The organism is Streptomyces sp. PTY087I2 (assembly GCF_001687325.1).
GTDB lineage: Bacteria > Actinomycetota > Actinomycetes > Streptomycetales > Streptomycetaceae > Streptomyces.
Genome location: NZ_LZRD01000029.1, coordinates 46,749 through 70,672, shown reverse-complemented (window position 1 = coordinate 70,672; position 23,924 = coordinate 46,749). Strand labels below are relative to the sequence as shown.

At 72.3% G+C, this 23,924-nt stretch carries 18 protein-coding genes; 11 read left to right on the top strand and 7 right to left on the bottom strand.

The window, feature by feature from the left end:
• The first annotated feature begins 171 nt into the window (after positions 1 to 171).
• Positions 172 to 708 (top strand): HNH endonuclease, encoded by a 537-nt coding sequence (locus tag A3Q37_RS28650; RefSeq protein WP_006124472.1) that lies wholly within the window; start codon positions 172 to 174, stop codon positions 706 to 708.
• Positions 709 to 766: 58 nt separating this feature from the next.
• Here A3Q37_RS28650 and A3Q37_RS28645 read toward each other — a convergent pair whose 3' ends face one another.
• Positions 767 to 3,766 carry a beta-N-acetylglucosaminidase domain-containing protein gene (locus tag A3Q37_RS28645; protein WP_065488782.1) on the bottom strand — a complete coding sequence of 1,000 codons (3,000 nt, stop codon included), beginning with the start codon at positions 3,764 to 3,766 and terminating at the stop codon, positions 767 to 769.
• A gap of 307 nt (positions 3,767 to 4,073) precedes the next feature.
• Between A3Q37_RS28645 and A3Q37_RS28640 the strand changes: the two genes are divergently transcribed.
• From A3Q37_RS28640 to alc, 5 genes are all read left to right on the top strand, one after another.
• A complete protein-coding gene (locus A3Q37_RS28640) occupies positions 4,074 to 4,385 on the top strand; it encodes a hypothetical protein (RefSeq protein ID WP_065488780.1) in 312 nt (103 codons plus the stop codon).
• Positions 4,386 to 6,623, top strand: a complete 2,238-nt coding sequence (malQ, locus tag A3Q37_RS28635; protein ID WP_065488776.1) for a 4-alpha-glucanotransferase — start codon at positions 4,386 to 4,388, stop codon at positions 6,621 to 6,623. It begins immediately after the preceding gene.
• Positions 6,624 to 6,661: 38 nt separating this feature from the next.
• Positions 6,662 to 6,874 (top strand): hypothetical protein, encoded by a 213-nt coding sequence (locus A3Q37_RS28630; protein ID WP_065488771.1) that lies wholly within the window; start codon positions 6,662 to 6,664, stop codon positions 6,872 to 6,874.
• 145 nt (positions 6,875 to 7,019) lie between these two features.
• Entirely contained in the window at positions 7,020 to 7,928 is a 909-nt protein-coding gene (locus A3Q37_RS28625) for a LysR family transcriptional regulator (protein WP_065488767.1), read from the top strand.
• Positions 7,929 to 7,993: 65 nt separating this feature from the next.
• Positions 7,994 to 9,148: an allantoicase gene (gene alc / locus A3Q37_RS28620; protein WP_065488766.1), complete on the top strand. Its 1,155-nt coding sequence runs from the start codon at positions 7,994 to 7,996 to the stop codon at positions 9,146 to 9,148.
• Positions 9,149 to 9,249: 101 nt separating this feature from the next.
• On the opposite strand, the gene A3Q37_RS28615 is transcribed toward alc, so the two are convergent.
• Together A3Q37_RS28615 and pepN (A3Q37_RS28610) are read right to left on the bottom strand one after the other, a co-directional pair.
• Positions 9,250 to 9,786, bottom strand: a complete 537-nt coding sequence (locus A3Q37_RS28615) for a hypothetical protein (protein ID WP_065488763.1) — start codon at positions 9,784 to 9,786, stop codon at positions 9,250 to 9,252.
• A gap of 160 nt (positions 9,787 to 9,946) precedes the next feature.
• A complete protein-coding gene (gene pepN, locus A3Q37_RS28610; protein ID WP_065488758.1) occupies positions 9,947 to 12,523 on the bottom strand; it encodes an aminopeptidase N in 2,577 nt (858 codons plus the stop codon).
• Positions 12,524 to 12,648: 125 nt separating this feature from the next.
• On the opposite strand from pepN (A3Q37_RS28610), the gene A3Q37_RS28605 reads away from it, so the two are divergent.
• From A3Q37_RS28605 to A3Q37_RS28595, 3 genes are read left to right on the top strand one after another with little or no spacing between them, the layout of a single operon-like run.
• Entirely contained in the window at positions 12,649 to 13,149 is a 501-nt protein-coding gene (locus tag A3Q37_RS28605) for a DUF1203 domain-containing protein (protein ID WP_065488756.1), read from the top strand.
• Positions 13,150 to 13,202: 53 nt separating this feature from the next.
• Entirely contained in the window at positions 13,203 to 13,427 is a 225-nt protein-coding gene (locus A3Q37_RS28600) for a ribbon-helix-helix domain-containing protein (protein WP_029182542.1), read from the top strand.
• Positions 13,420 to 13,767 (top strand): type II toxin-antitoxin system PemK/MazF family toxin, encoded by a 348-nt coding sequence (locus A3Q37_RS28595; RefSeq protein ID WP_065488754.1) that lies wholly within the window; start codon positions 13,420 to 13,422, stop codon positions 13,765 to 13,767. The genes A3Q37_RS28600 and A3Q37_RS28595 overlap by 8 nt, the downstream gene beginning before the upstream one ends.
• 78 nt (positions 13,768 to 13,845) lie before the next feature.
• Here A3Q37_RS28595 and A3Q37_RS28590 read toward each other — a convergent pair whose 3' ends face one another.
• The 4 genes from A3Q37_RS28590 to pepN (A3Q37_RS28575) form a co-directional block, all read right to left on the bottom strand.
• A complete protein-coding gene (locus A3Q37_RS28590; protein ID WP_065488752.1) occupies positions 13,846 to 14,874 on the bottom strand; it encodes an aspartate-semialdehyde dehydrogenase in 1,029 nt (342 codons plus the stop codon).
• A gap of 254 nt (positions 14,875 to 15,128) precedes the next feature.
• The gene (locus A3Q37_RS28585) at positions 15,129 to 18,437 is read right to left on the bottom strand and encodes a S8 family serine peptidase (RefSeq protein WP_176711529.1); all 3,309 of its coding nucleotides are present in this window, start codon (positions 18,435 to 18,437) and stop codon (positions 15,129 to 15,131) included.
• Between the two features lie 230 nt (positions 18,438 to 18,667).
• Positions 18,668 to 19,744, bottom strand: coding sequence for a hypothetical protein (locus A3Q37_RS28580; protein ID WP_065488751.1), 1,077 nt, complete (start codon positions 19,742 to 19,744; stop codon positions 18,668 to 18,670).
• Between the two features lie 229 nt (positions 19,745 to 19,973).
• Positions 19,974 to 22,565: an aminopeptidase N gene (gene pepN, locus A3Q37_RS28575; RefSeq protein ID WP_065488750.1), complete on the bottom strand. Its 2,592-nt coding sequence runs from the start codon at positions 22,563 to 22,565 to the stop codon at positions 19,974 to 19,976.
• Between the two features lie 176 nt (positions 22,566 to 22,741).
• Between pepN (A3Q37_RS28575) and A3Q37_RS28570 the strand changes: the two genes are divergently transcribed.
• Together A3Q37_RS28570 and A3Q37_RS28565 are read left to right on the top strand one after the other, a co-directional pair.
• Positions 22,742 to 23,392 carry a DsbA family protein gene (locus tag A3Q37_RS28570; protein ID WP_065488749.1) on the top strand — a complete coding sequence of 217 codons (651 nt, stop codon included), beginning with the start codon at positions 22,742 to 22,744 and terminating at the stop codon, positions 23,390 to 23,392.
• 166 nt (positions 23,393 to 23,558) lie between these two features.
• Positions 23,559 to 23,906 (top strand): VOC family protein, encoded by a 348-nt coding sequence (locus A3Q37_RS28565; RefSeq protein WP_065488748.1) that lies wholly within the window; start codon positions 23,559 to 23,561, stop codon positions 23,904 to 23,906.
• Positions 23,907 to 23,924: the final 18 nt, after the last annotated feature.

Sequence of the window (23,924 nt, the reverse complement as noted above, 5' to 3'; positions counted from 1 at the left end):
GTGAGGCCGCTGCCGGACACCGCGGAACGGTGCGCGGGGCCCCGGGGTGAGAAAAATCCTCCCGGCCCGTTACCCGTACGTGGTGGCGCTTTGACCAGGCATGAGGAGAGACTGAGATCGGATCGTCCCGGCGCGAGCCACGCGCCGCCGGCGTACAAGGAGGCATCCACCGTGCCGCACGTCCTGGTTCTCAACGCGTCGTACGAGCCGCTCGGCGTCGTACCGCTCCGCCGCGCGCTCGTCCTCGTCCTCGAGAACAAGGCCATCTGTCTTGAGGAGTCCGGCGCCTTTCTGCACAGTGCCACCCGTGCCGTGCCCGCACCCAGTGTGGTCCGGCTCAAGCGTTTCGTCCGGGTGCCCTACCGGGGTCCCGTCCCGCTCACCCGCCGGGCGCTGTTCGCCCGGGACGGCGGGCGCTGCATGTACTGCGGGGCCGCCGCCACCAGCGTCGACCACGTCATCCCGCGCAGCCGCGGCGGACAGCACGCCTGGGACAACGTGGTGGCGGCCTGCCGCCGCTGCAACCACGTCAAGGCCGACCGCCACCTCCCCGAGCTGGGCTGGCGGCTGCGTCATCAGCCCGCCCCGCCGACCGGACTGGCCTGGCGGATCATCGGGACCGGACACCGCGACCCGCGCTGGCTGCCGTATTTGCAACCGTTCGGCGCGGACGACGTGATGGCCCGGATCGACGGCGTGTCCGCCTGAGACCGGGCCTTCGTCGTCCCCCGGGCTGCCTTGTTGTCCTTCGGCTCCCCCGTACGGCTCAGTCGTCCGCGACCGCGTACGCCTCCACCGACCAGAGCGAGTAGCCGTACTGGGTGGCCCGGCTCTCGCCCTGCACGCGGATGAACCGGGTGTCCTTCGCGTCCATCCGGACCGACTCGCGCCCGCCCCGGCCCTCCGCCACGGTCGCGGCGGTGCGCCAGACGCGGCCGTCGGCGGAGACCTGTATGCGGTAGCGGGAGGCGTACGCGTCCTGCCAGCTCAGCACCACCTGGCCCAGCCGCACCGGCTTCTCCAGCTCGGTCTGCCACCAGGCCCCGTCCTCCACCGGCGAGGACCACCGGGTCTCCGGATCGCCGTCGGTGGCCGCCGACGCGGGGAAGTCCGGGGTCTCGTCGCCGGACGAGGAGGCCTTCGCCGTACGCGCCAGATCAGGGCCGCCCGTACGCGGGAAGGCCCGCACGGTCAGCGTCGACTCCTGGCCGCCGAAGGTCAGCGGCACCTCGTACTCGCCCGCCGGGGTGTCCTTCGGGACGGTGATGTCCACGGGCACCTCCGTACGCGATCCGCGCGGCACGGTCGTCTGCTTCGGGACCCGCACCTCGATGCCCTTCGGGGCCTTCGCGGTGAGCCTGCCCTTGACCTCGACCGGGCGCCGGCCCGCCAGCCGCGCCGCGACCCGCCGGGGTTCGCCGCCGATCTCCGCGTCCGTCTCGCCGTGCTTCAGGTCGAGCGTGGCGGCGGGCTCGTCGCCGAACCACGGCACCAGGGCCCGCACCTGCGGGGTCCCCGTCACGACGGCGGGCGCGGCGGGCAGGGTCGGGCTCAGATACGGCGGGCGGGCGCTCCGGGCGGACTCCGGCACGGTGACCCGTACGGCGTCGGCGCGCAGCCCCTTCGCCTCGGTCTGGGTGAAGCCGCTCGGCGAGAGCCGCCCGAGCGGACGCCACCCCTCGCCGGGCACATGGGCCTCCACGACCGCGTCGGCGAGGGCGTGCCCGGGCTCGGAAAGCGCCGTGACGGCCTCCACCGGACGGGCCGCGTCCAGCCGGACCGTATAGCTGTGCGCGTCCTTGGTGACCCGGCCCGAGGCGCGGTCGGTGCCGTTCCACCCGGCGGCCACCTTCGCCGCCTTGTCCAGGAACGGGTCCAGCACCCCCTTGCCGACCGTGGCCCGGCTCGCCCTGATCTCCTCGCGCAGCGGCTCCAGGGCAAGCTGGATACGCCAGGCGGCGGCGCCGTCCCCGGCGGCCTGGGCCTGGAGCAGATCCACCGCCAGCTCCCCGGCGCGGCCGTAGCGGGCCAGCTGCTCGGTCCAGGGGCGCACCTCGTCCGTCAGCCGGCCCTCCGCGGGGGTCTTCAGCCGCTCGGGGGCCTGCCGCATCACGGAGAACGCCGTCCGCAGCGTGTCCGCCGCCCGGTCGCGGCGGGAGGCGTCGGCGCGGGTGTTCCAGAAGGCGTCGAACAGGGGCTGGAGGTAGGCGGACTCCTGCGCGCCGAGCACCGAGCCCGCGCTGTTCCCGGCCAGGGCCAGCAGTGCCTCCCGGGCGGACGCGTCCCCGCCCGCCAAGTCGTCGATCGCCGCCCGCCAGGACGCGGCGGGGTCGTACCCCTTCGGGTTCCAGGCGAAGTCGGCGGCGGTGAACAGCGGGATCCGGGAGGCGGACGGCTGCTCCATGGCGTTGGCCAGCAGTGCCGCCGAACCGCTCGCCACCGCCGGGTCCCGGCCGGTGTACGGGCCGAGGAAGATGCGGTCCTGGGCGTAGTCGTTGACCGGGTAGTTGTCCATCGTCACCAGCGGGTGGCGGAACGCGGCGCGGGCACCGGCCAGTTCACCCCCGGTGATCTTCTTCGGGACCACCCCGACACCCGTCCAGGCCACCTGCACCCGGTCGTCCAGCTCGGCCGCCAGCGCGGTGCGGTAGTCGGTGGCCCCGTCCTGGTAGAACTCCGTCGGCAGCACGGACAGCGGGGCCGCGTCCGGATACCGCGCCGCCAGATGCCGGTCGAGGGCGCCCGCCACCCGGGCCTGGGCGCGGGCCGCCGCCTTCGGACCGCTGCCGAAGGTCTCCGCGTCCAGATCGCAGTGCCACTCGCTGTAGCTGACGTCCTGGAACTGGAGCTGGAAGACCCGGATGCCCAGCGCCCACATCGCGTCGACCTTCCTGGTCAGCGCCCTGACGTCCTGGTCGGACGCCATGCACATGGCCTGACCGGGGGAGACGGCCCAGCCGAGCGTGACGTGCTCGGCGCGCGCCCGCTCGGCCAGCGCCCGGAAGTCGGCCCGCTGGTCCGCGGGGTAGGGCTCACGCCAGCGCGCCAGCCGGTAGGGGTCGTCGCCCGCCGCGTAGAGATAGCGGTTCTGCTTGGTGCGGCCCATGAAGTCGATCTGGGCGAGCCGCTCCTCGCGGGTCCACGGCTGTCCGTAGAACCCCTCGGCCATGCCGCGTACGGCGGTTCCCGGCCAGTCCCGTACGGTCACCCCGGCCACCGATCCGTCGGCGACCAGTTGACGCAGGGTCTGCACGGCGTGGAAGAGGCCGTCCCCGCCGAGCCCTTCCAGCGCGACGGTGGCCCGTCCGGCGGCCTCGCCGACCGCGAGCCGGTAGCCGCCCGACGGCAGATCGGCCCGGTCGGGAGCGCGCAGCGCCCGCAGCGCCTCGCCCGCGCCGGTGCCGCCGAGCCGGATCACCGGACCGCGGCCCGGCAGGCTCTCGTGCAGGGTCCGGACGCCCGCCGAGCGCAGCAGCGAGCGCGTCTGTTCGACGGCGTACGGATCGGCGTCCGGCGCGGCGACGAGCGTGGCCTCGGAGCCGAGCGGCACGGCGGGCCCGGTGGCCCGCATGCTCTGCGGGCGGGGCCACACGGACGGCGTCCGCGCGCCGTCGGCGCGGTCGGCGGTGCCGGCGACGGGCCTGCTCGGATCGGTGGGGGCGGCGGGGGCGGCCACCGCCGAGGGAGCGACGGAGACGGATCCGAGGAGTCCGCCGATCACGGCTGCGGCCACGGCCGTCGCCTGCCTTCTGCGCCCGATCCGCACGTCGCGTCCCCTTCCGTACGTACCCACTGCCCCCGGCGGGCTCCGAGCCCACCACCCGGGGGCAAGGGTGTCAATGTGCTTGGCCGTTCTGCCGGAATTGCCGGGAAACGCGACACCTCGGGCCCTGTGGGGCTGGTGTGACGGACGGGAGTGGCTGAAAACGGCTCATACCTGCCGTGCGGGGGAACGGAATGTGACCCAGGGCACGTTGTGCTCGTTGTCATAACGCCTGCATCACGTCCACGTCTGCCGGGGCGAGGCCTGGGTAGGTCTGCTGTGTCCTGTTCTCCACGGCCAGGAGGCCACCATGCCCGCAGCTGCGCAGCTTCTGCTCTCCGCCCTCTCCAAACAGGTACCCGCCCAGCCCACGTCCGGGCCGCTGACCAGCGAACTTCCCCTGTCCAATGTCGCCCACCTGATCAGCGGGCCGCCGCTCGCCGATGTCTCCCTGCTGCTCGGCGAATCCTCGTTCGCCGATTCCGCGCCGCTGACCAGCGAGCCGCCGCTCGCCGATGCCACCCCTCTCACGAGCGAGCCGCCGCTCGCCGCCGTCGCGCCCCTGACCAGCGAGCCGACCGCACCCGGCACCGCGGGGGGCTTGGAGTTCCCAGGAGTCTGAATGGGCTTGTCCCGGCTCGCCGCACTGCACGGTGTCGCCACCTCCTACTCCCCGTCGCCGGATGTCACGGTGTCCGTCCCCGACGACACGGTCATCGCCGTGCTCGCCGCGCTGGGCGTCGACGCCGGCACTCCGGCGGATGTACGGAAGTGCCTCGCCGCCGCGGAGTCCCGCTCGCGCCTGCTGCCGCCGACCGTGGTGGTCTGGGCCGGCGAGCCCCTGCCGCCCGCTCTCGCCGGCCTTCCCCCCGGCTCGACCATCACGGTCGAGCCGGAGCCGCCCGGACCCCCGGGACACCCTGCGACCCGCCCGCCCGCCCCGCTGAGCATGCGGGCCCGTGCCGGGGTGCCGGCCGCGCCGGTGACGTCTCCGGGTGAGCCCGCTCCGGCTCGGGGTGAGGGGGCCGTTCCGGTCCCGGGTGAGGCCGCTCCGGCTTCGGGCGAGGGGGCCGAGGGCTCCACCCCCGCCTGGTGGATTCCGCCGCCCCACGGCGTTCACCGCATGCACGTGCGTACGCCCGACAACCGCCGGGCCACCGCCACCCTCGTCGCCGCCCCGGCCCGTGTGCCGCAGCCCGCCGAGCGCACCCACGGCTTTCTGGTGCAGCTCTACTCCCTGCTCTCCGCCCGCTCCTGGGGCATGGGCGACCTCGGGGACCTGGCCGATCTCGCCGGCTGGGCCGGGCGCAGCATCGGGTCCGGGTTCGTGCAGGTCAACCCGTTGCACGCGGCCGTTCCCGGGAAGCCCACCGACCCCTCCCCGTACCGCCCCTCCTCGCGCCGCTTCCCCGACCCGGTGCACCTGCACGTCGAGTCGATCCCCGAATACGGGCACGTGCGCGACCGGGCCACCCTGGACGACCTCCGGCAGGACGCCGCCGCCCTCAGCGAGGCCGTGCTGAACAAGGGCGCCCTGATCGACCGGGACGCCGTCTGGGAGCTGAAGCGCCAGGCCCTGGAGCTGGTCGTCCAGGTGCCCCTCACCCCCGGCCGCCGCGCCGACTACTGCGACTTCCTGGCCGAGCAGGGGCAGGCCCTGGAGGACCACGCCCTGTGGTGCGCCCTCGCCGAGGTCCACGGCCCCGACTGGCACACCTGGCCCGAGGCCCTGCGCGACCCCCGCTCGCCCGGAACCGCCCGCGCCCGCTCCGAACTGCTCGACCGGGTCGACTTCCACTGCCGCCTCGCCTGGCTGACCGCCGGCCAGCTCGCCGCCGCCCAGCGGGCCGCCGAGGACGCCGGGATGGGCGTCGGGATCGTCCACGACCTCGCCGTCGGCGTGCATCCGGCCGGCGCCGACACCTGGTCCCAGCAGGAGGCCTTCGCCCACGGCATGTCCGTCGGCGCGCCGCCCGACGCGTTCAACGCGCGCGGCCAGGACTGGGGCCTGCCGCCCTGGCGCCCCGACGTCCTCGCCGCCACCGGTTACGCCGCCTACCGGGGCCTGCTGCGCGGGCTGCTGGCCCACGCCGGGGCCCTGCGCATCGACCATGTGATGGGCCTCTTCCGGCTCTGGTGGGTCCCCGAGGGCCGCCCGCCCACCGACGGCACGTACGTCGCGTACGACGCCGAGGCGATGCTCGCCGTCCTCGTCCTGGAGGCCCACCGGGCCCGGGCCGCCGTCGTCGGCGAGGACCTCGGCACCGTCGCCCCCGGCGTACGGGAAGCGCTCGCCCGGCGCGGGGTGCTCGGCACCTCGGTGCTCTGGTTCGAGCGCGACTGGGAGGGCGACGGCCGCCCGCTCGCCCCGGAGGCGTGGCGCCGGGACTGCCTGGCCACCGCCACCACCCACGATCTGCCGTCCACCGCCGCCCGGCTGACCGGCGATCATGTGACGCTGCGCCACCGCCTCGGCCTGCTCACCCGCTCCCTGGAGGAGGAGCTGACCGAGGACGCCACCGACACCGCCGAGTGGCTGGCCCTCCTGGCCCGGCTGCGGATGCTTCCCGAGGGCGACGGCGACGAGGAGGCCGCCGTCCGGGCCGTCCACCGCTTCCTGCGCCGCACCCCCGCCCTGATGACCGGCGTCTGGCTCCCCGACACCGTCGGCGACCGCCGCCCGCAGAACCTCCCCGGCACCTGGGACCAGTACCCCAACTGGCGGCTCCCGATCGCCGACCCCGAGGGTCATCCGGTCACCCTGGAGGAGATCACCGCCTCGCCCCGGCTGCACACGCTGATGGAGGTCCTCAGGCCCCGGAAGCCTCGTACGGCACCCCCGGGCGAGCGCCGTCCGTAGGCGTTCGCTACGTTGGCACCGTGGACAAGAAGAACGCTATGCGCGCCGGCGTCGTTGCGGCCGGGACGACGCTGATGATGCTGCTCATGTCGGCCCCGGCGCTCGCGCTCACGCCCGACGACGGTGACGACCCGGCTCCGCGCCTGAGCGCGATCGAGACCATCGGTCTCTACGTGGTCGCGCCCATCGCCCTGTTCGTGGTGATCACGGTCCTGGTGATGGTCCTGGACAAGTCCAAGAAGCAGGCCTGACCCGCACACGTACGACACGTACAGCACGCTCGACGGGTGCGCCGCCGGTGAGAACCACCGCGCGGCGCATCCGTGCGTGCGGACCGGGACGGGCCCGCCCCGGCTGTGTGCCGGACCGCCCGCGCCGGGCCGGTAGGTTGCGCCCATGACCGAGTGGGACGTCAAGAAGCTCCGCATCCTGCGCACTCTGCGCGACCGGGGCACGGTCACGGCGACCGCCGAGGCGCTCCTGATGACCCCCTCCGCGGTCTCCCAGCAGCTCACCAATCTGGCCAGGCAGCTCGGCGTGGACCTCCTGGAGGCCCAGGGCCGTCGGGTCCGCCTCACCGACGCCGCCCACCTCGTCCTGCGCCACGCCGAGGCGGTCTTCGCCCAGTTGGAGCGGGCGGAGGCCGAACTGACCGGCTATCTGCGGGGCGAGGCCGGAGAGGTCAGGGTCGCCGCGTTCTCCACCGCCGTGCCCGCCCTCGTCGTCCCCGCCGTCCGGCTGCTGCGCGCCGAGGACCGCCCGGGACCCGACGTACGCGTACGGGAGGCCGAGGCCGCCCAGGCGTACGAACTGCTCACCGCGGGCGAGGTGGACCTGGCCCTCTCGCTGGCCGCCCACGCGCCCACCGCCCGCGACCCCCGCTTCTCCCTCTTCCCGCTGCTCGCCGACCCGCTCGACGTGGCGCTCCCCGCCGGCCACCCGCTGGCCGACGCGCCCGGACTGCGCCTCGCGGACCTGGCCGCCGACCGCTGGATCTTCGGCGGCTCCGGACCCTGGTCCGAGATCACCACCGCCGCTTGCGAGGCGGCCGGTTTCGTCCCCGAGCAGGCCCACAGCGCCGCCGGCTGGACCGCCATCCTCGCCCTGGTCGAGGCGGACATGGGCGTGGCGCTGGTCCCCCGGATGGCCGCCCGGGAGCGCCGCGAGGGCGTGGTGATGCGGGTCCTGGAGGCGGACCGGCCGCGCCGCCATGTGGTGGCGGCGCTCCGGCACGGGGCGGAGAGCGGGCCGGCGGTGGCGCGCGTTCTCGCGGCACTCACCGAAACCGCCCGATCTTTCAGCTGAACTGAAAGATATCTGCGAAAACTTTCGATGGACCTGATGGGTCCGGTGGCGCGAAGGTAAGGGACATGACCTTCGACGCGAGCGAGACCACATTCCAGAACTCCGACACCGACCCCCACGCCAATGACGCCGCGCCCTACGGCGGCGGCGACCCGTACGCCGACTACCGCGAGGCCGGGGACCTCCCCTTCACCGAGCTGGTCGACCTCGCCGACCGCCGCCTGGGCGCGGGCGTGATCGCCGCCAACGACGAGTTCTTCGCCGAGCGCGAGAACCTGCTGATCCGCGAGCGCGCCGTCTTCGACCCCGAGCACTTCGGGCACAAGGGCAAGATCATGGACGGCTGGGAGACCCGCCGCCGCCGCGGCGCGGACGCCGACCACCCGTTCCCGGCCCCCGAGGACCACGACTGGGCGATCGTCCGCCTCGGCGCGCCCGGGATCATCCGCGGCCTGGTCGTGGACACCGCCCACTTCCGCGGCAACTACCCGCAGCGCGTATCCGTGCAGGCCACCTCCGTCGAGGGCGCCCCGGGCCCCGAGCAGCTGCTCGCCGACGACGTGAAGTGGGAGGAGATCCTTCCGCCCACCCCCGTACGCGGCCACGCAGCCAACGCCTTCGAGATCACGAGCGGCCGCCGCTACACCCACATCCGCCTCTGCCAGCACCCCGACGGCGGCATCGCCCGCCTCCGCGTGCACGGCGAGGTCGTCCCCGACCCGGCCTGGCTCGCCGCGCTCGGCACCGTCGACCTGATCTCCGTACTCAACGGCGGTACGTACGAGGACGCGTCCGACCGCTTCTACTCCTCGCCCACCCAGATCATCCTGCCGGGCACCTCCCGCAAGATGGACGACGGCTGGGAGAACCGCCGCCGCCGGGTCCGCGACACCAACGACTGGGTCCGCTTCCGCCTCCCCGCCCAGGGCGCGGTCCGCGCGATCGAGATCGACACCGCCTACCTCAAGGGCAACTCCGCCGGCTGGATCGCCCTCCAGGGCCGCAACGGCGACACCGGCGAGTGGTTCGAGATCCTCCCGCGCACCCGCCTCCAGCCCGACACCCTCCACCGCTTCGTGCTCCGCGCCCAGGCCGTCGTCACCCACGTCCGCCTCGACGCCTTCCCCGACGGCGGTGTGGCCCGGATGCGGCTGCACGGCACCCTCACGGAGTCCGGCGCGGCCGAGCTGACCCGCCGCTACGAGGAGTCGGGCGCGTAACCCCGTAAGGCCTCCCCGGCCCCCAGTCTCCGCCCGGCGGACGGTTGCGCATCAGCGCCCGCCCGCCGGGCGGTTTCCAACGGACCCGGCGGCCCGGCGGCTCAGGCCGCGTACGCCGTGAAGCGCAGCGTCTTGGCCAGCACCCGCCAGGTCACCCAGGCGAACGCCCTGTTGACCCCGTTGCAGAAGGCCTCGCCCGTGCAGTCGGTGGGCCGGTCCTGCCAGGCCCGGACCGTCATCGTGTGGAAGCCGAGGGTCCGCGAGAACGCGAAGCGGATGTGCATGCCCCGGCCCAGCTGATGGCCCGGCAACGTGTTGATCTGGAAGAAGTCGTCCCCGATGTACTCGACCTCGACCGGGTTGCCGCCCAGCAGCTCGCACCGCGCCCCGGCCCGGATCCGCCCCGCGCACCCACCGCTGACCGGGAAGAGCCAGAAGTGGTCGGTCAGCTGCCTCCGTACGGCGTCCGGCCCGGTGAACGGGTGCAGCCCCAGGGTGTAGCCGTACGTGTAGAGGTCGTAGCAGCCCGCCGGACCGGCCCGGCAGTCCGGACGGTCCGTCACCGGTGCGGCGGGGCCCGCCAGCAGCCCCGCGCACAGGGCCAGCGCGACCGGCACGGCGGCGGCGAAGCCGGGCATCCGAACCCTCCCGTGGCCTGCGGCCGGAGCATCATGCGACGACCCTTCGGACCGTAGGCCACGGGAGACCCACCCGCGCGCGGGCGTACGCCGAAGGGGCGCCCCCTCCGCCGCAACGCATCCGCCGCAGCGAAGAAGACGCCCCTCCGGGTCTCGCGTGTCAGGCCGTGGCCGTCGCCGCGTCCGCCGCCTGGGCCTTCAGGGCGCGCTCCACGCCGGACCGCGACTCCGACATCAGCCGGCGCAGGGCCGCGCCCGGCTCGGCCGAGGCCAGCCAGGCGTCGGTGGCGTCCAGGGTCTCCTGGGAGACCTGGAGGGCCGGGTAGAGGCCCACGATGATCTGCTGGGCCATCTCGTGGCTGCGCGAGTCCGAGACCTCCTTCACCGAGGCGAAGTACTTCTCCGTGTACGGGGCCAGCAGCTCACGCTGGTCCGGCTGGACGAAGCCGGAGATGACCGCCTCCTGGAGCGAGTTGGGCAGCTCGCCGGAGTCCACGACCGCCGCCCACGCCTGGGCCTTGGCCTCCTCGGACGGCTGGGCCGCCCGCGCGGAGGCCGCGTGGCGCTCGCCCGCCGCCGTCTTGTCCCGCTCGTACTCGGCGGCGATCTCCTCCTCGTCCAGCAGCCCGGCCGCGGCCAGCCGCTGCACGAACGCCCACCGCAGCTCGGTGTCGACGGCCAGGCCCTCGATCGACTCGGTGCCGTCCAGCAGCGACTGGAGCAGGTCCAGCTGCTGCGGGTTGCGGGCCGTGGCCGCGAAGGCGCGGGCCCACGCCAGCTGGTGGTCGCTGCCCGGCTCCGAGGCGCGCAGATGCGCCAGCGTCGCGTCGGTCCACCGGTTGAGCGCGCCCTCACGGGTCTCCGGGGCCGCGTACAGGTCCAGCGCCAGCTTCACCTGACGGTGCAGCGACTGGACGACACCGATGTCCGACTCCTTGCCGATGCCCGAGAGCACCAGCGCCAGGTAGTCGCGGGTCGCCAGCTCGCCGTCGCGCGTCATGTCCCACGCCGAGGCCCAGCTCAGGGCGCGCGGCAGCGACTCGGCGAAGTCGCCCAGGTGCTCGGTGACGACCCGCAGCGACTCGGCGTCCAGGCGGACCTTCGCGTACGACAGGTCGTCGTCGTTGAGCAGGACGACCGCCGGACGGGCCTTGCCCACCAGGGCCGGTACGTCCGTGCGCTCGCCCTCGACGTCCAGCTCGATCCGGTCGGTGCGCACGAGCTTGCCGTCCGCATCCAGGTCGTAGGCGCCGATCGCGATCCGGTGCGGGCGCAGCGTCGGCTCGCCCTTGGCGCCGGCGGGCAGCGCGGGGGCCTCCTGGAGCACGGTGAAGGAGGTGATGACGCCGTTCTCGTCGGTCGCGATCTCCGGGCGCAGGATGTTGATCCCGGCCGTCTCCAGCCACGCCTTCGACCAGGTCTTCAGGTCGCGGCCGGAGGTCTTCTCCAGCGCGCCCAGCAGGTCGGAGAGGCGGGTGTTGCCGAAGGCGTGCGCCTTGAAGTACGCCTGCACGCCCTGGAAGAACGCGTCCTGGCCGACGTACGCCACGAGCTGCTTGAGGACGGAGGCGCCCTTGGCGTACGTGATCCCGTCGAAGTTGACGAGGACGTCGTCCAGGTCGCTGATGTCCGCCATGATCGGGTGCGTGGAGGGCAGCTGGTCCTGCCGGTACGCCCAGGTCTTCATGGAGTTGGCGAACGTGGTCCAGGAGTGCGGCCACTTCGAGCCCGCCGCGTCCGCCTGGCAGGCGATGGAGGTGTAGGTGGCGAACGACTCGTTGAGCCAGAGGTCGTTCCACCACTCCATCGTCACGAGGTCGCCGAACCACATGTGGGCCAGCTCGTGCAGGATCGTCTCGGCCCGCACCTCGTACGCCGCGTCCGTCACCTTGGAGCGGAAGACGTACTGGTCGCGGATGGTGACCGCGCCCGCGTTCTCCATGGCGCCCGCGTTGAACTCCGGGACGAAGAGCTGGTCGTACTTGGCGAACGGGTACGCGTAGTCGAACTTCTCCTGGAACCAGTCGAAGCCCTGCCGGGTCACGGCGAAGATGTCGTCCGCGTCCAGGTACTCCGCCAGGGATGGGCGGCAGTAGATGCCGAGCGGGACGGTCTGGCCGTCCTTCTCGTACGTGCTGTGCACCGAGTGGTACGGGCCGACGATGAGGGCCGTGATGTACGTGGAGATGCGCGGCGTCGGCTCGAACGTCCAGACGTCGTCCTTCGGCTCCGGCGTCGGCGAGTTCGAGATGACCGTCCAGCCGGCGGGGGCCTTCACGGTGAACTGGAAGGTCGCTTTCAGGTCCGGCTGCTCGAACGAGGCGAAGACGCGGCGGGCGTCCGGGACCTCGAACTGCGTGTACAGATAGGCCTGCTCGTCGACCGGGTCGACGAAGCGGTGCAGGCCCTCGCCGGTGTTGGTGTACGAGCAGTCGGCGACGACCTTCAGCTCGTTGGTGCCCTCGCGCAGCCCGGCCAGGGCGATCCGGGAGTCGCGGAACACGGCGGCGACGTCCAGCGCCTCACCGTTGAGCACGGCCTCGTGGACGGCCGGGGCGACCAGGTCGATGAAGGTCTCCGCACCGGCCTCCGCGGAGTCGAAGCGCACGGTGGTCACGGACCGGTAGGTGCCGCCCTCCTGCGCTCCGGAGAGGTCGAGATCGATCTCGTACGCGTCCACGGTCAGCAGGCGCGCCCGCTCCTGTGCCTCTTCGCGGGTCAGATTCGTGCCAGGCACGCGGTCATCTCCTAGGTGTGCGACTTGATATGCGGCGTTTCCGGCCATCCTTCCACGTACCGCGTCCCCAGCGCGATGTCCGTTTTCCGCCGGACGCGGAAGGCCCCGGGGGACAGGCTCGGACCATGACCGAATACCAGCCCCGCCCCATCGACCCCGCCGCCCTCGCCGAACTCCGCGCCACCGACGACGCGGGCCGCCCCTGCGCCCCCTTCCGGGAGACGGGGACCGGCGCGCCCCTCCGCTGCTGCCTGCGCGGCAGCGAGCCCGGAGAGCTCATCGCCCTCGTCTCCTACGCCCCGCTGCGCCGCTGGGCCGCCGCGACCGGGGCGAGCCCGGGGGCGTACGACGAGCAGGGCCCGGTCTTCATCCACGCCGAGGCGTGCGCGGGCCCGGACCCGCGGCGCGAGGGCTACCCCTTCTCGCGCCCCGGCGCCCTGCGCACGGTCCGCCGCTACGACGCACGCGGCCATATCGTCGGCGGCCGGCTCCTGGAGATCCCGGCCGAGGAGGCGAAGGGGTTCGACGCGGCCTTCGACGAGGCGTTCGCGGACCCGGAGGTGGCGCTGGTGCACGTACGGGCGGTGGAGTACGGGTGCCTCCACTTCGAGGTGCGGCGGCCCTGAAGGCCCCCGTTCACGGGTAGCAGTGAAGTGCCACCCTTGGTAGCATCGACGGTATGAAGATTAGTGTGAGTCTGCCCCAGGAGGATGTCGCCTTCGTCGACGAGTACGCGGCGAAGACCGACGCGGATTCCCGGTCCGCCGTCATACACGCTGCCATCGACTTGCTGCGCACTGCGGGACTGGAGGCGGAGTACACGGAGGCGTTCCAGGAGTGGGACGCGAGTGAGGATGCCGCTCTGTGGGACCGCACGGTGGCCGACGGGCTCACGGATGCGTAGGGGCGACATCCACCTCGTGGACCTGGAGCCCGCGCGGGGGAGCGAAGCCAACAAGGTGCGTCCGGCGGTGATCGTCTCCAACAACGCCGCCAACCGGTCGGCCGAGGTGTCCGGCAGGGGCGTCGTCGCCGTGGTGCCCCTGACCTCGAACACGTCGCGGATCCTCAGCTTCCAGGTCCTTCTCGCCGCGGAGGAGAGCCACCTCCCGCAGAACTCCAAGGCCCAGTGCGAACAGATCCGGGCGGTCTCCCCCGAACGGATCCTGAAGCGCATCGGTGAGGTGCCCCGCCAGCGTATGGCGGAGATCGACAGGGCCCTCCGCCGCCACCTCGCGCTCTGAACCCTCGGCGCACGCGAAGGGGCGGCCACCGGTGCACTCCGGTGGCCGCCCCTTCGGTGGTACGCCTGACGCCGCGCGTCAGCCCTTCAGCTCGGCCGCCACCAGCTCCGCGATCTGCACGGCGTTCAGCGCCGCGCCCTTGCGGAGGTTGTCGTTGGAGACGAACAGCGCGAGGCCGTTGTCCACCGTCTCGTCGACCCGGATGCGGCCGACGTAGGAGGCGTCCTTGCCCGCCGCCTGGAGCGGGGTCGGGATCTCGGAGAGCTCGACGCCCTCGGCGTCCTTCAGCAGCTCGTAGGCGCGCTCGACGCCGATCGGGCGGGCGAAGCGGGCGTTGATCTGGAGCGAGTGGCCGGAGAAGACCGGGACCCGGACGCAGGTGCCGGAGACCTTCAGCTCCGGGATCTCCAGGATCTTGCGGGACTCGTTGCGGAGCTTCTGCTCCTCGTCCGTCTCGAACGAGCCGTCGTCCACGATCGAGCCGGCCAGCGGCAGCACGTTGAAGGCGATCGGACGCTTGTAGACGCCCGGCTCGGGGAAGTCCACGGCCTCGCCGTCGTGGACCAGCTTCTCCGCGTCGGCGACGACCTTGGAGGCCTGGCCGTGCAGCTCGGAGACCCCGGCGATCCCGGAGCCGGAGACGGCCTGGTAGGTGGCGACGGTCAGCGCTTCGAGGCCGGCCTCGTCGTGCAGCGGGCGCAGCACCGGCATCGCGGCCATCGTGGTGCAGTTCGGGTTGGCGATGATCCCCTTGGGGCGGACCTTCGCCGCGTGCGGGTTGACCTCGGAGACGACGAGGGGCACCTCGGGGTCCTTGCGCCAGGCGGAGGAGTTGTCGATCACCACGGCGCCCTGGGCGGCGACCTTCTCGGCCAGCGCCTTCGAGGTCGCGCCGCCGGCGGAGAACAGCACGATGTCCAGGCCCGTGTAGTCGGCCGTGGACGCGTCCTCGACGGTGACGGGGGAGCCCTGGAAGTCGATCGTGGAGCCCGCGGACCGGGCGGAGGCGAACAGCCGCAGCTCGTCGACCGGGAAGGAGCGCTCGGCCAGGATCCTGAGCATGACTGTGCCGACCTGACCGGTGGCGCCGACGATTCCGACCTTCACGAGGACTCCTCTGTTCTGTACACCTGTGCGTCTGTGCGGTCCGTATGCCGCTCCATGATGCGTATGTCCCGGCCCGCCTTGTCCAATCCATTGTCCGACCTGCGGACTCTTCCCGCGAGGACCGCAGATTCTGCAAGGCCCGGGCCCGCGCGGGGAAACATCTGCGGCGGTGTGCGCGGACTGTGACGAGGAACACGCACAGCGGGGCGGGTGCTCGTGAGAGCGCCCGCCCCGCCGTGGTGTCGCAGGGGTCGTTACGGCGTGACCTTCTCGATCACGACGCTGCCGGTGCCCGCGGCGGTGCCGCGCGCGTTCACCAGCTGGACCTCACCGAAGAACTGACGGCCCTCGGGGGCCGCCCCGGCGACCACGACCTCGGCGCCGACCTGGGCGGACGCGCCGTTGGCCAGGTTCACCGCCTTGGTGGAGTCGACCTTGATCGTGCCGAGCGACGCCGCGTAGTACACATCGCGGTAGTCGTACGTCGTCGAGCCGGACGGGACCGAGTAACCGTCGACGATCACGGTGTACGTGCCCGCGGCGGGCTTCAGCAGGCTGACCGTCTCCTCGGAGCCGGCGGTGGTGCCGCTGCCGACCTGCGTGGCGCCCCGGAAGACGTACAGGTCGAGGTCGGCGTTGGCGTCCGACGTACCGCCGATGGCGAAGTCGAGCTTCTCGACGCCCGCACCGATGGTCACCGTGGTCTCACGGGTCTGACCCGTGGAGATCGACGGCTTGTCCACCTTGGCCGAGCCCAGCGAACCGCCCTGGAGCTTGCCCTGGAGGGCGGCGGCGGTGTTGGTGACCTTCCAGTCCACCGCGGCCGGAGCGCCGATCTTCGCCTCGGCGATGGTGCGCACCGCCGGGTCGAAGACCGCGCCGAGCAGCGCGACGTCCAGCTTGTACGGGTTGTCCAGCAGCGGCGACGTACGGCGCGACTCGACCTCGATCTCCCAGACGCCGGGCTGCGGGTCCTTGTAGGAACGCGTGTCCGGGCGGCAGGTGTTGGCCGGGTTCTCGTAGTTCGGGTAGCAGTTGACCGTGGAGGTCGGGTCGACCGGCGTCCCGTACGGGTGCAGGGCGATGAACCGGGTCTGGCTGCCCGAGCGCAGCGCGCTGAGGGCGACCTCAAGGGTCTTCGCGCCCTCCGGCACGTTGAAGAAGTACGACGTCGTGCCGTTGCGCTGCACCGAGCCGGACGTCTTGAAGGCGTAACCGGGCTGCTGGAGCTCGTGGGCGATGACGACCGTGGTCATGATCTGGTGGTCGACGCCGGAGGTCTTCTTGTCGTCGACCTGGAGGATGGCGCTGTGCACCCCGGCGGTCTTCGCCTTGGCCTTGACCTTCAGCTTGACCGGCGTGTCGAGCGGCAGCGAGACGTACTCGGGGCTGCTGAGCGAGAAGGTGCCGTCGTTGTTCTTCCACGTCAGCTTGTGCTGGACATCGCGGTCCGGGCCCGTGGTGCGGGTGACGACGACGTCGTAGACCTTGGTCTCGCCGACCCTCAGGCCGCCCTCGCGGTCGTAGAGGCCGGTGCCGAAGCCCGGGTCCTTGAGCGCGAAGTCGATCGCGGTGTCGACCGGGGCCTTCACCGAGAACTCGTGCGCGGGCTTGCCCTGCTTGGCGATCTGCTTCCAGGCCTTGACGATGTCGATCAGACCGGAGCCCTGGACGTGCGCGGGCACGTCCGCGATGTGGCCCGCGGTGCTGGTCAGCGCCACGCGCAGGTCCGCCGGGGGAAGCTCGATGCCCTGCTGCTTCGCCTTCGACAGCAGCAGCGCGGCCGCGCCCGCGGCCTGCGGGGAGGCCATCGAGGTGCCCTGGAGCATGGAGTAGCCGGCCGGCAGGTCGTAACCCGCCTCCTTGACCGGACCGCCCGGCGCCCAGGTCTGGGTGGTGTTGATGGCCGCACCCGGCGCCGAGATGATCGGCGTGAAGCCGCCGTCCTCACGCGGACCGCGCGAGGAGAAGGGCAGCATGTCGTACTTCTTGGTGACGTTGGAGCCGTAGTTGGCCGCCCACGTCTCCTTGGAGATCGACGCGCCGACCGAGATCACGTGGTCGGCGAGCGACGGGTCGCCGATCGTGTTGAGGCCCGGGCCGCTGTTGCCGGCCGAGATGACCAGCTGCACGCCGTAGATGTCGATGAGCCGCTTGTACAGCTCGGCGCGCGCGTTGTTGCCGTCGTTCAGCGGCGGCAGGCCGCCGATCGACATGTTGACGATGTCGACGCCGCGGTTGACGACGAGGTCGATCATGCCCTCGGTCAGCGCGATGTTGGTGCAGCCGCCGGACCAGGTGCAGGCGCGCGAGGAGACGATCTTGGCGCCGGGGGCGGCACCGTTCATCTCGCCGCCGAACAGCCCGTTGGCCGCGGTGATGCCCGCGACGTGCGTACCGTGCGAGCCCTCGATGACACCGATGTTGACGAAGTCGGCCTTGGCGCCGGCCGCGTTGTAGGTGACGCCCTTGCGGGTCTCGACGACGAACGGGATGCGCTCGACGACGGGGGTCCGCGGGTCGTCCTCACCGAAGTAGGAGACCTGGAACTTCTCCTTGTACGGCTTGAGGACCTTGTCGTCGGAGAAGTCCGCGTTGTTGTTCAGGTCGACCCGCGTGGTGCCGGTGACCGGGTCGTACAGCACGCCCCAGACGTCGGTGGTGTCACCGTCGCGGTTGAGGTCGCCCGCCATGTCGCCGCCGGTGGTGGCCGCCTCGGCGAACGTGGCGAACTTGTAGCTGCCCGCCGGGGCCGAGTACGTCTTGCCGCCGGCCGTGAACGTCGGGCCGGTGACGGACTCGGTCATCCGCAGCCAGGTGCCGTCGCCGTCGCTCACCGGGTCGGTCGCGGTCACCCAGTCGACGATCTTGCGCTCGCCGGTGGTGGTCTTCTTCAGGGCCGGGTGACCGAGGTCGACGCCGGAGTCCAGGATGCCGATCGTGATCCCGCGGCCGTCGGCCTTCGGGTTCTTCGCGACGAAGTCGACCGCGCCCGTCTCGAACGACGGGTTGTACGGGTTCTTCGCCGGGGTCTTCTTGTTCGGCGCCCCGTAACTGCCCGTGGCCTTCGTCTGCTTGGCACCGGCGGCCCGGTCGCCCTTGGGCGTCGGGTCGTCCAGCTTGATCTCCTGCTTGAGATCGATGCCGAGGACGGAGGAGAGCTTGGAGGCCGCCTTGATGGTGGACTCGGCGCTCTTCGTCGGGACCGTCGCCCGGACGTAGCCGAGCTTGTCGTAGGTCTTGCCGAGCACGGAGCCCTCGACGGCGTCCAGCTGCTTGCTGACCTGCTCGGTCGCACCGGGGGTGGTGGCGACCATCATGGTGATGTTCTTCTCGCCCTTGGCCTCGGCCTTCGCCAGGACATCGGCGTCGGCCTTGCCGAGCTTGTCGCCCCGGTCGCTCGTGGCGGCCGGTTTGACGGGGGCCGGAGCCGGGTCGCCGACGGCGAACACCGGAGCGGCACCGGTGGCGGTGAGAGCGGCCGCAAGGCCCGCCGCGGCCGCTATGCGGGCCGCTCGTCTCGCGCCCGGTATGGAACTGGGGGATTCCTTGGTCATCAGCATCCCTGTAAGTGAAAGAGAGAGTCCGGAATTCGGTACCGGATGACCGCTCACCCTGTCGTAAATGACAGAGGTTTGTGGAGAGTTGACGGAGACGAGTTGGTGACATGGCACAGATCCGCCACTGGGGGCAATGCGCCACCAGGGATGAATGAGGTGAAAGCGTCCGCCGGGGGCGCGAGTTCGGGACCCGTGGTCCGGACCAGCGGAGGACCGCCGCCGCCCCTCCCCGCTCAGCGCGGCAGCACCATCACGTACGCCGCCGGCTCCCGGTCCGCCGCCGCCATCAGCGCCGTCCGTACGACCGTCGCCTGCTGGTCCAGCGCCTCGCGCAGCTTCCTCGGCGTGAGGTGGACGACCGTGATCCCGAGCCGCTCCAGATGCTCCCGCTTCGCGGCGTACGCGGACCACTGCGGGTCCTCCTGGGCCCGGCCGCCCCTCCGGCCGGACACGCCGTGCACGGCGTGCCGGGGCGCCCGGGAGTCCAGCTCCACCGCCACCGCGTGATCGGGCCAGTAGGCGTCGACCCCGCCGAGGCCCGGCCCGCCCGGCAGCCGCAGCTCCACGTTCCACACCGGCTCCGGCAGCCCGTGCTCGCGCACCATCGCGTACAGCCGCGCCTCCGCCACCGCCCGCCCCTCGGCCAGCAGCGTGTCCACCGCGGCCACCACGGCGGGCCGCCCCAGCAGCTTCGCCTCGCTCAACTCCCGTACCACTGCGGCCGGTTCGCAGTGCCCGTCGCGGACCGCCTCGGTCAGCAGCCGCCGGACGTCCGCCGCGTCGGCCGTGGCCGCCACCGCATCCGCGAGCGCCCGCTCCACCGGGGCGACGGGCACCTCGCCCACCCGTACCGGGCCCGGCATCGAGGCGGTCCGCAGCACCTCCACGAACCGGGTGGACCGCAGCCGCCGGGTACGGGGGACCAGTACGTCGATCCGGTGCAGCGCGCCCAGCTCCCCGGCCGAGGCGAAGCCGTGCAGCGCGAGCGCGGCGACCCCGGTGACCACCGCCTCCCCGTACCCCGCGTCCGACGGGCCCGCCGCGGCGCGCCGCGCGGAGACCGGCGGCCGCCCCGCGTACAGCAGCGCCCCGTGCAGCCGCTCCCGGCCGGTGGGCGGGCCGGGGTGCAGCAGATAGACCCCCGGCAGCAGGTGCTGCCAGGGGCCGCCCGGCAGGCACTGGGCCGACGTCTGCGCGGCGGACACGCCCCGCGCCCTCAACTGGGCGGTGGACAGGACACGTTGCGTCACATCGTCGGGGTGGAGGGGGAGGCGCGGGAGACGGGCGGAGAGCGGGGTGTTCTGGGTCATGTCCCGGGGTTTCCCGCCCGCGAAGGGGGTCCTAACCCCTGTTACACGCCCGTCGACATTCCCGGACAACGCCGTCCTAAAGTACGGACGTTCGACAACCGAAAAGGGCCGTCGCGCCGGGAATCGGGGGAGGGGCGTCCCGGGCAGATGTACGAGCGCCGCTTTCGCGCCGCACGCACGCCGCACCCGAGCGCCCCTCGATCACGCCCCTCCGGTCACGCCCCCGTGGTCACGCGGCCCGGTCGCACTCCTGCGCGCGCAGCGACCGCGCGAGATCGTCCCGGGACTCCAGCACCAGCCGTCGTAGCGCCGGGGCCGCGTCCTCGTGCTCGTTGAGCCAGGCGTCGGTCGCCGCGAGGGTCGCGGGGCTGTCCTGGAGAGCCGGGAACATCCCCCGCACCACATGCATGCCGATCTGGATGGACCGCTCCGCCCAGATCCGCTCGATCACCTCGAAGTAGCGCCGGGCGTACGGGGCCAGCAGCTCCCGCTGCGAGGACTGCCCGAAGCCCGCGATCGTCGCCTCGACCAGCGCGTTGGACAGCTTGTCCGACTCCACGACCGCCGCCCACGCCTGCGCCTTCACCGCCTCCGACGGCCGCGAGGCCAGGCACCGTACGTGGTGACGCTTGCCGGACGCCGTGTCGTCGCGGGCCAGTTCGGCGTCGATCGCCGCCTCGTTCGCCACCCCGTGCGAGGCGAGCGGGGAGAGGAAGGCCCAGCGCAGCTCCTGCTCGACGTCGAGACCGTCGATCCGGGCCGTGCCGTCCAGCAGCCCGCCCAGCAGCCGGAAGTCCTCATCGGACGAGGCGACCGCCGCGAAGAAGCGAGCCCAGGCCAGCTGGTGCTGGCTGCCCGGCTCGGCGGCCCGCAGCTCGCGCAGCGCGCCCTCGGCCAGCGCCCGGCCGCCCTCCTCGCGCCAGTCGGGGGCCACGTAGTCGACCAGCGCCGACTGCGCCCAGGTGTGCAGCATCTGGAGCACGCCGATGTCGCTCTCGCGCCCGGCGTGCGCCAGCACCAGCGCGACGAAGTCGCGGGCCGGCAGAACCGCGTCCCGGGTCAGACCCCACAGGGCCGACCAGCACAGGGCACGGGCCAGCGGGTCCGCGATCCCGCCCAGGTGGTCGCGGAGCGTGGCCAGCGACCCCTCGTCGAAGCGGACCTTGCAGTACGTGAGGTCGTCGTCGTTGACCAGGATCAGATCGGGCCGCTCGGAGCCGGCCAGCTCCGCCACCACGGTCCGCTCGCCGGCCACGTCCACCTCGGCGCGCGCGTACCGCGTCAGCTCGCCCTCGGGCGTACGCCGGTACAGGCCGACCGCGACGCGGTGCGGGCGCAGCTCGGGGTGCGAGGCGGCGGCCTCCTGGACGACGGCCAGCTCGGTGAGGACGCCCGCCGCGTCGTACACCGGCACCGGGGTGAGCACGTTGACGCCCGCCGTCTGGAGCCAGGAACGCGACCAGGCGGTCATGTCACGGCCGGAGGTCTCGGCGAGTACCGACAGCAGGTCCCCGAGCCGGGTGTTGCCGTACGCGTGGCTCTTGAAGTAGCGCCGCGCGCCTTCGAGGAACGCGTCCCGCCCCACGTACGCCACCAGCTGCTTGAGCACGGAGGCGCCCTTGGCGTACGTGATCCCGTCGAAGTTCAGCTTGGCGTCCTCCAGGTCACGGATGTCGGCCGTGATCGGGTGCGTGGAGGGCAGCTGGTCGGCGCGGTAGGCCCAGGCCTTGCGGTTGTTGGCGAAGGTGATCCAGCCGTTGGTGAAACGGGTCGACTCGACCATCGAGAAGGAGCCCATGAAGTCCGCGAAGGACTCCTTCAGCCACAGGTCGTCCCACCACTCCATGGTGACCAGGTCGCCGAACCACATGTGCGCCATCTCGTGCAGGATGACGTTGGCCCGCCGCTCGTAGGCCGCGGATGTGACCTTGCCGCGGTAGATGTACTCCTCGCGGAAGGTGACCATGCCCGGGTTCTCCATGGCCCCGAGGTTGTACTCGGGCACGAACGCCTGGTCGTACTTCCCGAAGGGGTAGGGGAAGTCGAAGTTGTCGTGGAAGAAGTCCAGGCCCTGCTTGGTGACCAGGAAGATGTCGTCCGCGTCGAAGTGCTTGGCGAGCCCCTTGCGGCACATCGCGCCGAGCGGGATGTCCAGCGTGGTGCCGTCGTCGAACGTACGGCTGTAGTGGTCGCTCACGTAGTGGTACGGACCGGCGACGACGGCCGTGATGTAGGTGGAGATCGGCTTGGTCTCGGCGAAGGTCCACACCCCGCCCTCCCGCGACTCCTCGGCCCCGTTGGACCAGACCCGCCAGCTCTCGGGAGCGGTGACCTGGAAGCGGTAGGGGGCCTTCAGGTCGGGCTGTTCGAAGTTGGCGAAGACGCGGCGGGCGTCGGCCGGCTCGTACTGCGTGTACAGGTAGACCTCGCCGTCCTCCGGGTCGACGAAGCGGTGCATGCCCTCGCCGGTCCTGCTGTACGCGCAGCGGGCGTCGACCACGAGGACGTTCTCGCCCTCCAGGAGCCCGTCCAGGGCCACCCGGGCACCGTCGAACACGAGAGCAGGGTCCAGGGGCTTCCCGTTCAGCGTCACGGCGTCCACACCCGGCGCGACCAGGTCGGCGAAGGTCGAGGCGCCGGCCCGGGCGGAGCGGAACCGGATCGTGGTGAGTGACCGGAACGTCAGCGGACCGCCGTCCCCGTCGGCCCCCTCGGGCTCACCGACGGCGGACCGCAGGTCGAGAGCGACCTCGTAACCGTCGACGGTCAGCAGCTCGGCCCTCTTCTGGGCCTCGTCGCGGGACAGGTTTTCACCGGGCACGGGCACTCCTTCGTGACGCGCGTCTTGTGTCGTGTTCGAACCCATTGATCCTTGCATGCGTCCTCGCGCGGTGGCAGGCAGGGAATGGGTCGCCCCCGGGAGGCGTTCTCGTTCGAAGGTGAACACGCCCTCCGTGCGTCACGCCCTGCTGTGAACACGCCCTTCAGAGGAGAGACATGTCCGAGAACACCCCGGCGAACGGCAAGACCCCGGTCGACTTCTGGTTCGACCCGCTCTGTCCCTGGGCGTGGATGACCTCGCGCTGGATGCTGGAGGTCGAGAAGGTCCGTGACGTCGAGGTCCGCTGGCACGTGATGAGCCTGGCCGTCCTGAACGAGGACAAGCTGGACGAGCTGCCCGAGGAGTACCGGGACATGCTGGCGAACCAGGCGTGGGGCCCGGTCCGGGTCGCCATCGCCGCCCAGCAGCTCCACGGCGACGATGTGCTCGGCCCCCTCTACACCGCGCTCGGCACCCGCTTCCACAACAACGGCGAAGGCCCCACCCGCGAGGCCGTGGCCGCCGCGCTGAAGGACGCCGGCCTGCCGGAGGATCTCGCGGAGTACGCCGACAAGGACACGTACGACACCGAGCTGCGCGCCTCCCACCAGGAGGGCATCGAGAAGGTCGGCCAGGAGGTCGGCACCCCGGTCATCGCGGTCCCCGGAGCGGACGGCGAGCAGGTCGCCTTCTTCGGCCCGGTCGTCACCCCCGCCCCCAAGGGCGAGGACGCGGCGAAGCTCTGGGACGGCACGCTGCTGGTCGCCTCCATCCCCGGTTTCTACGAGATCAAGCGCACCCGGACGCAGGGCCCGATCTTCGACTGACACCGGCCGCCGGGGGATATCCGCATGGGGGACACTGCCCCCATGCGGATACGCGCGGGCGAGGCGGCCGGGGCCGCCGCACTGACGGAGCCGGCCCTGGTCTGAGCGGCCCCACGGGGCCCCGGGCCGCAGGGCGTTGTCAGTGGTGCGCCGTACGGTGAGGAGCATGCGAATCTCACCGGAGATGATCACGATCGACTGCGCCGACCCCCAGGCCCTGGCCGCCTGGTGGGCCGAGGCGCTCGGTGTCGAGGACACCCAGGACTACGACGCGTTCGTCGTGCTCGCGGCCACCCCGCTGGTCCTCGGCTTCCAGCGGGTGCCCGAGCCCAGGCCCGGCAAGAACCGGGTGCACATCGACTTCGCCTCGCCCGACCGCCCGGCCGACGTGGAGCGCCTGGCGAAGCTGGGCGCGACCGTCGTCGGCGAGCAGTCGATGCAGGGGATGACCTGGACGGTCCTGAAGGACCCCGAGGGCAACGAGTTCTGCCTGGCGGACGCGGGCGGCCACTGACTGCCGCCGGCGCCCGCC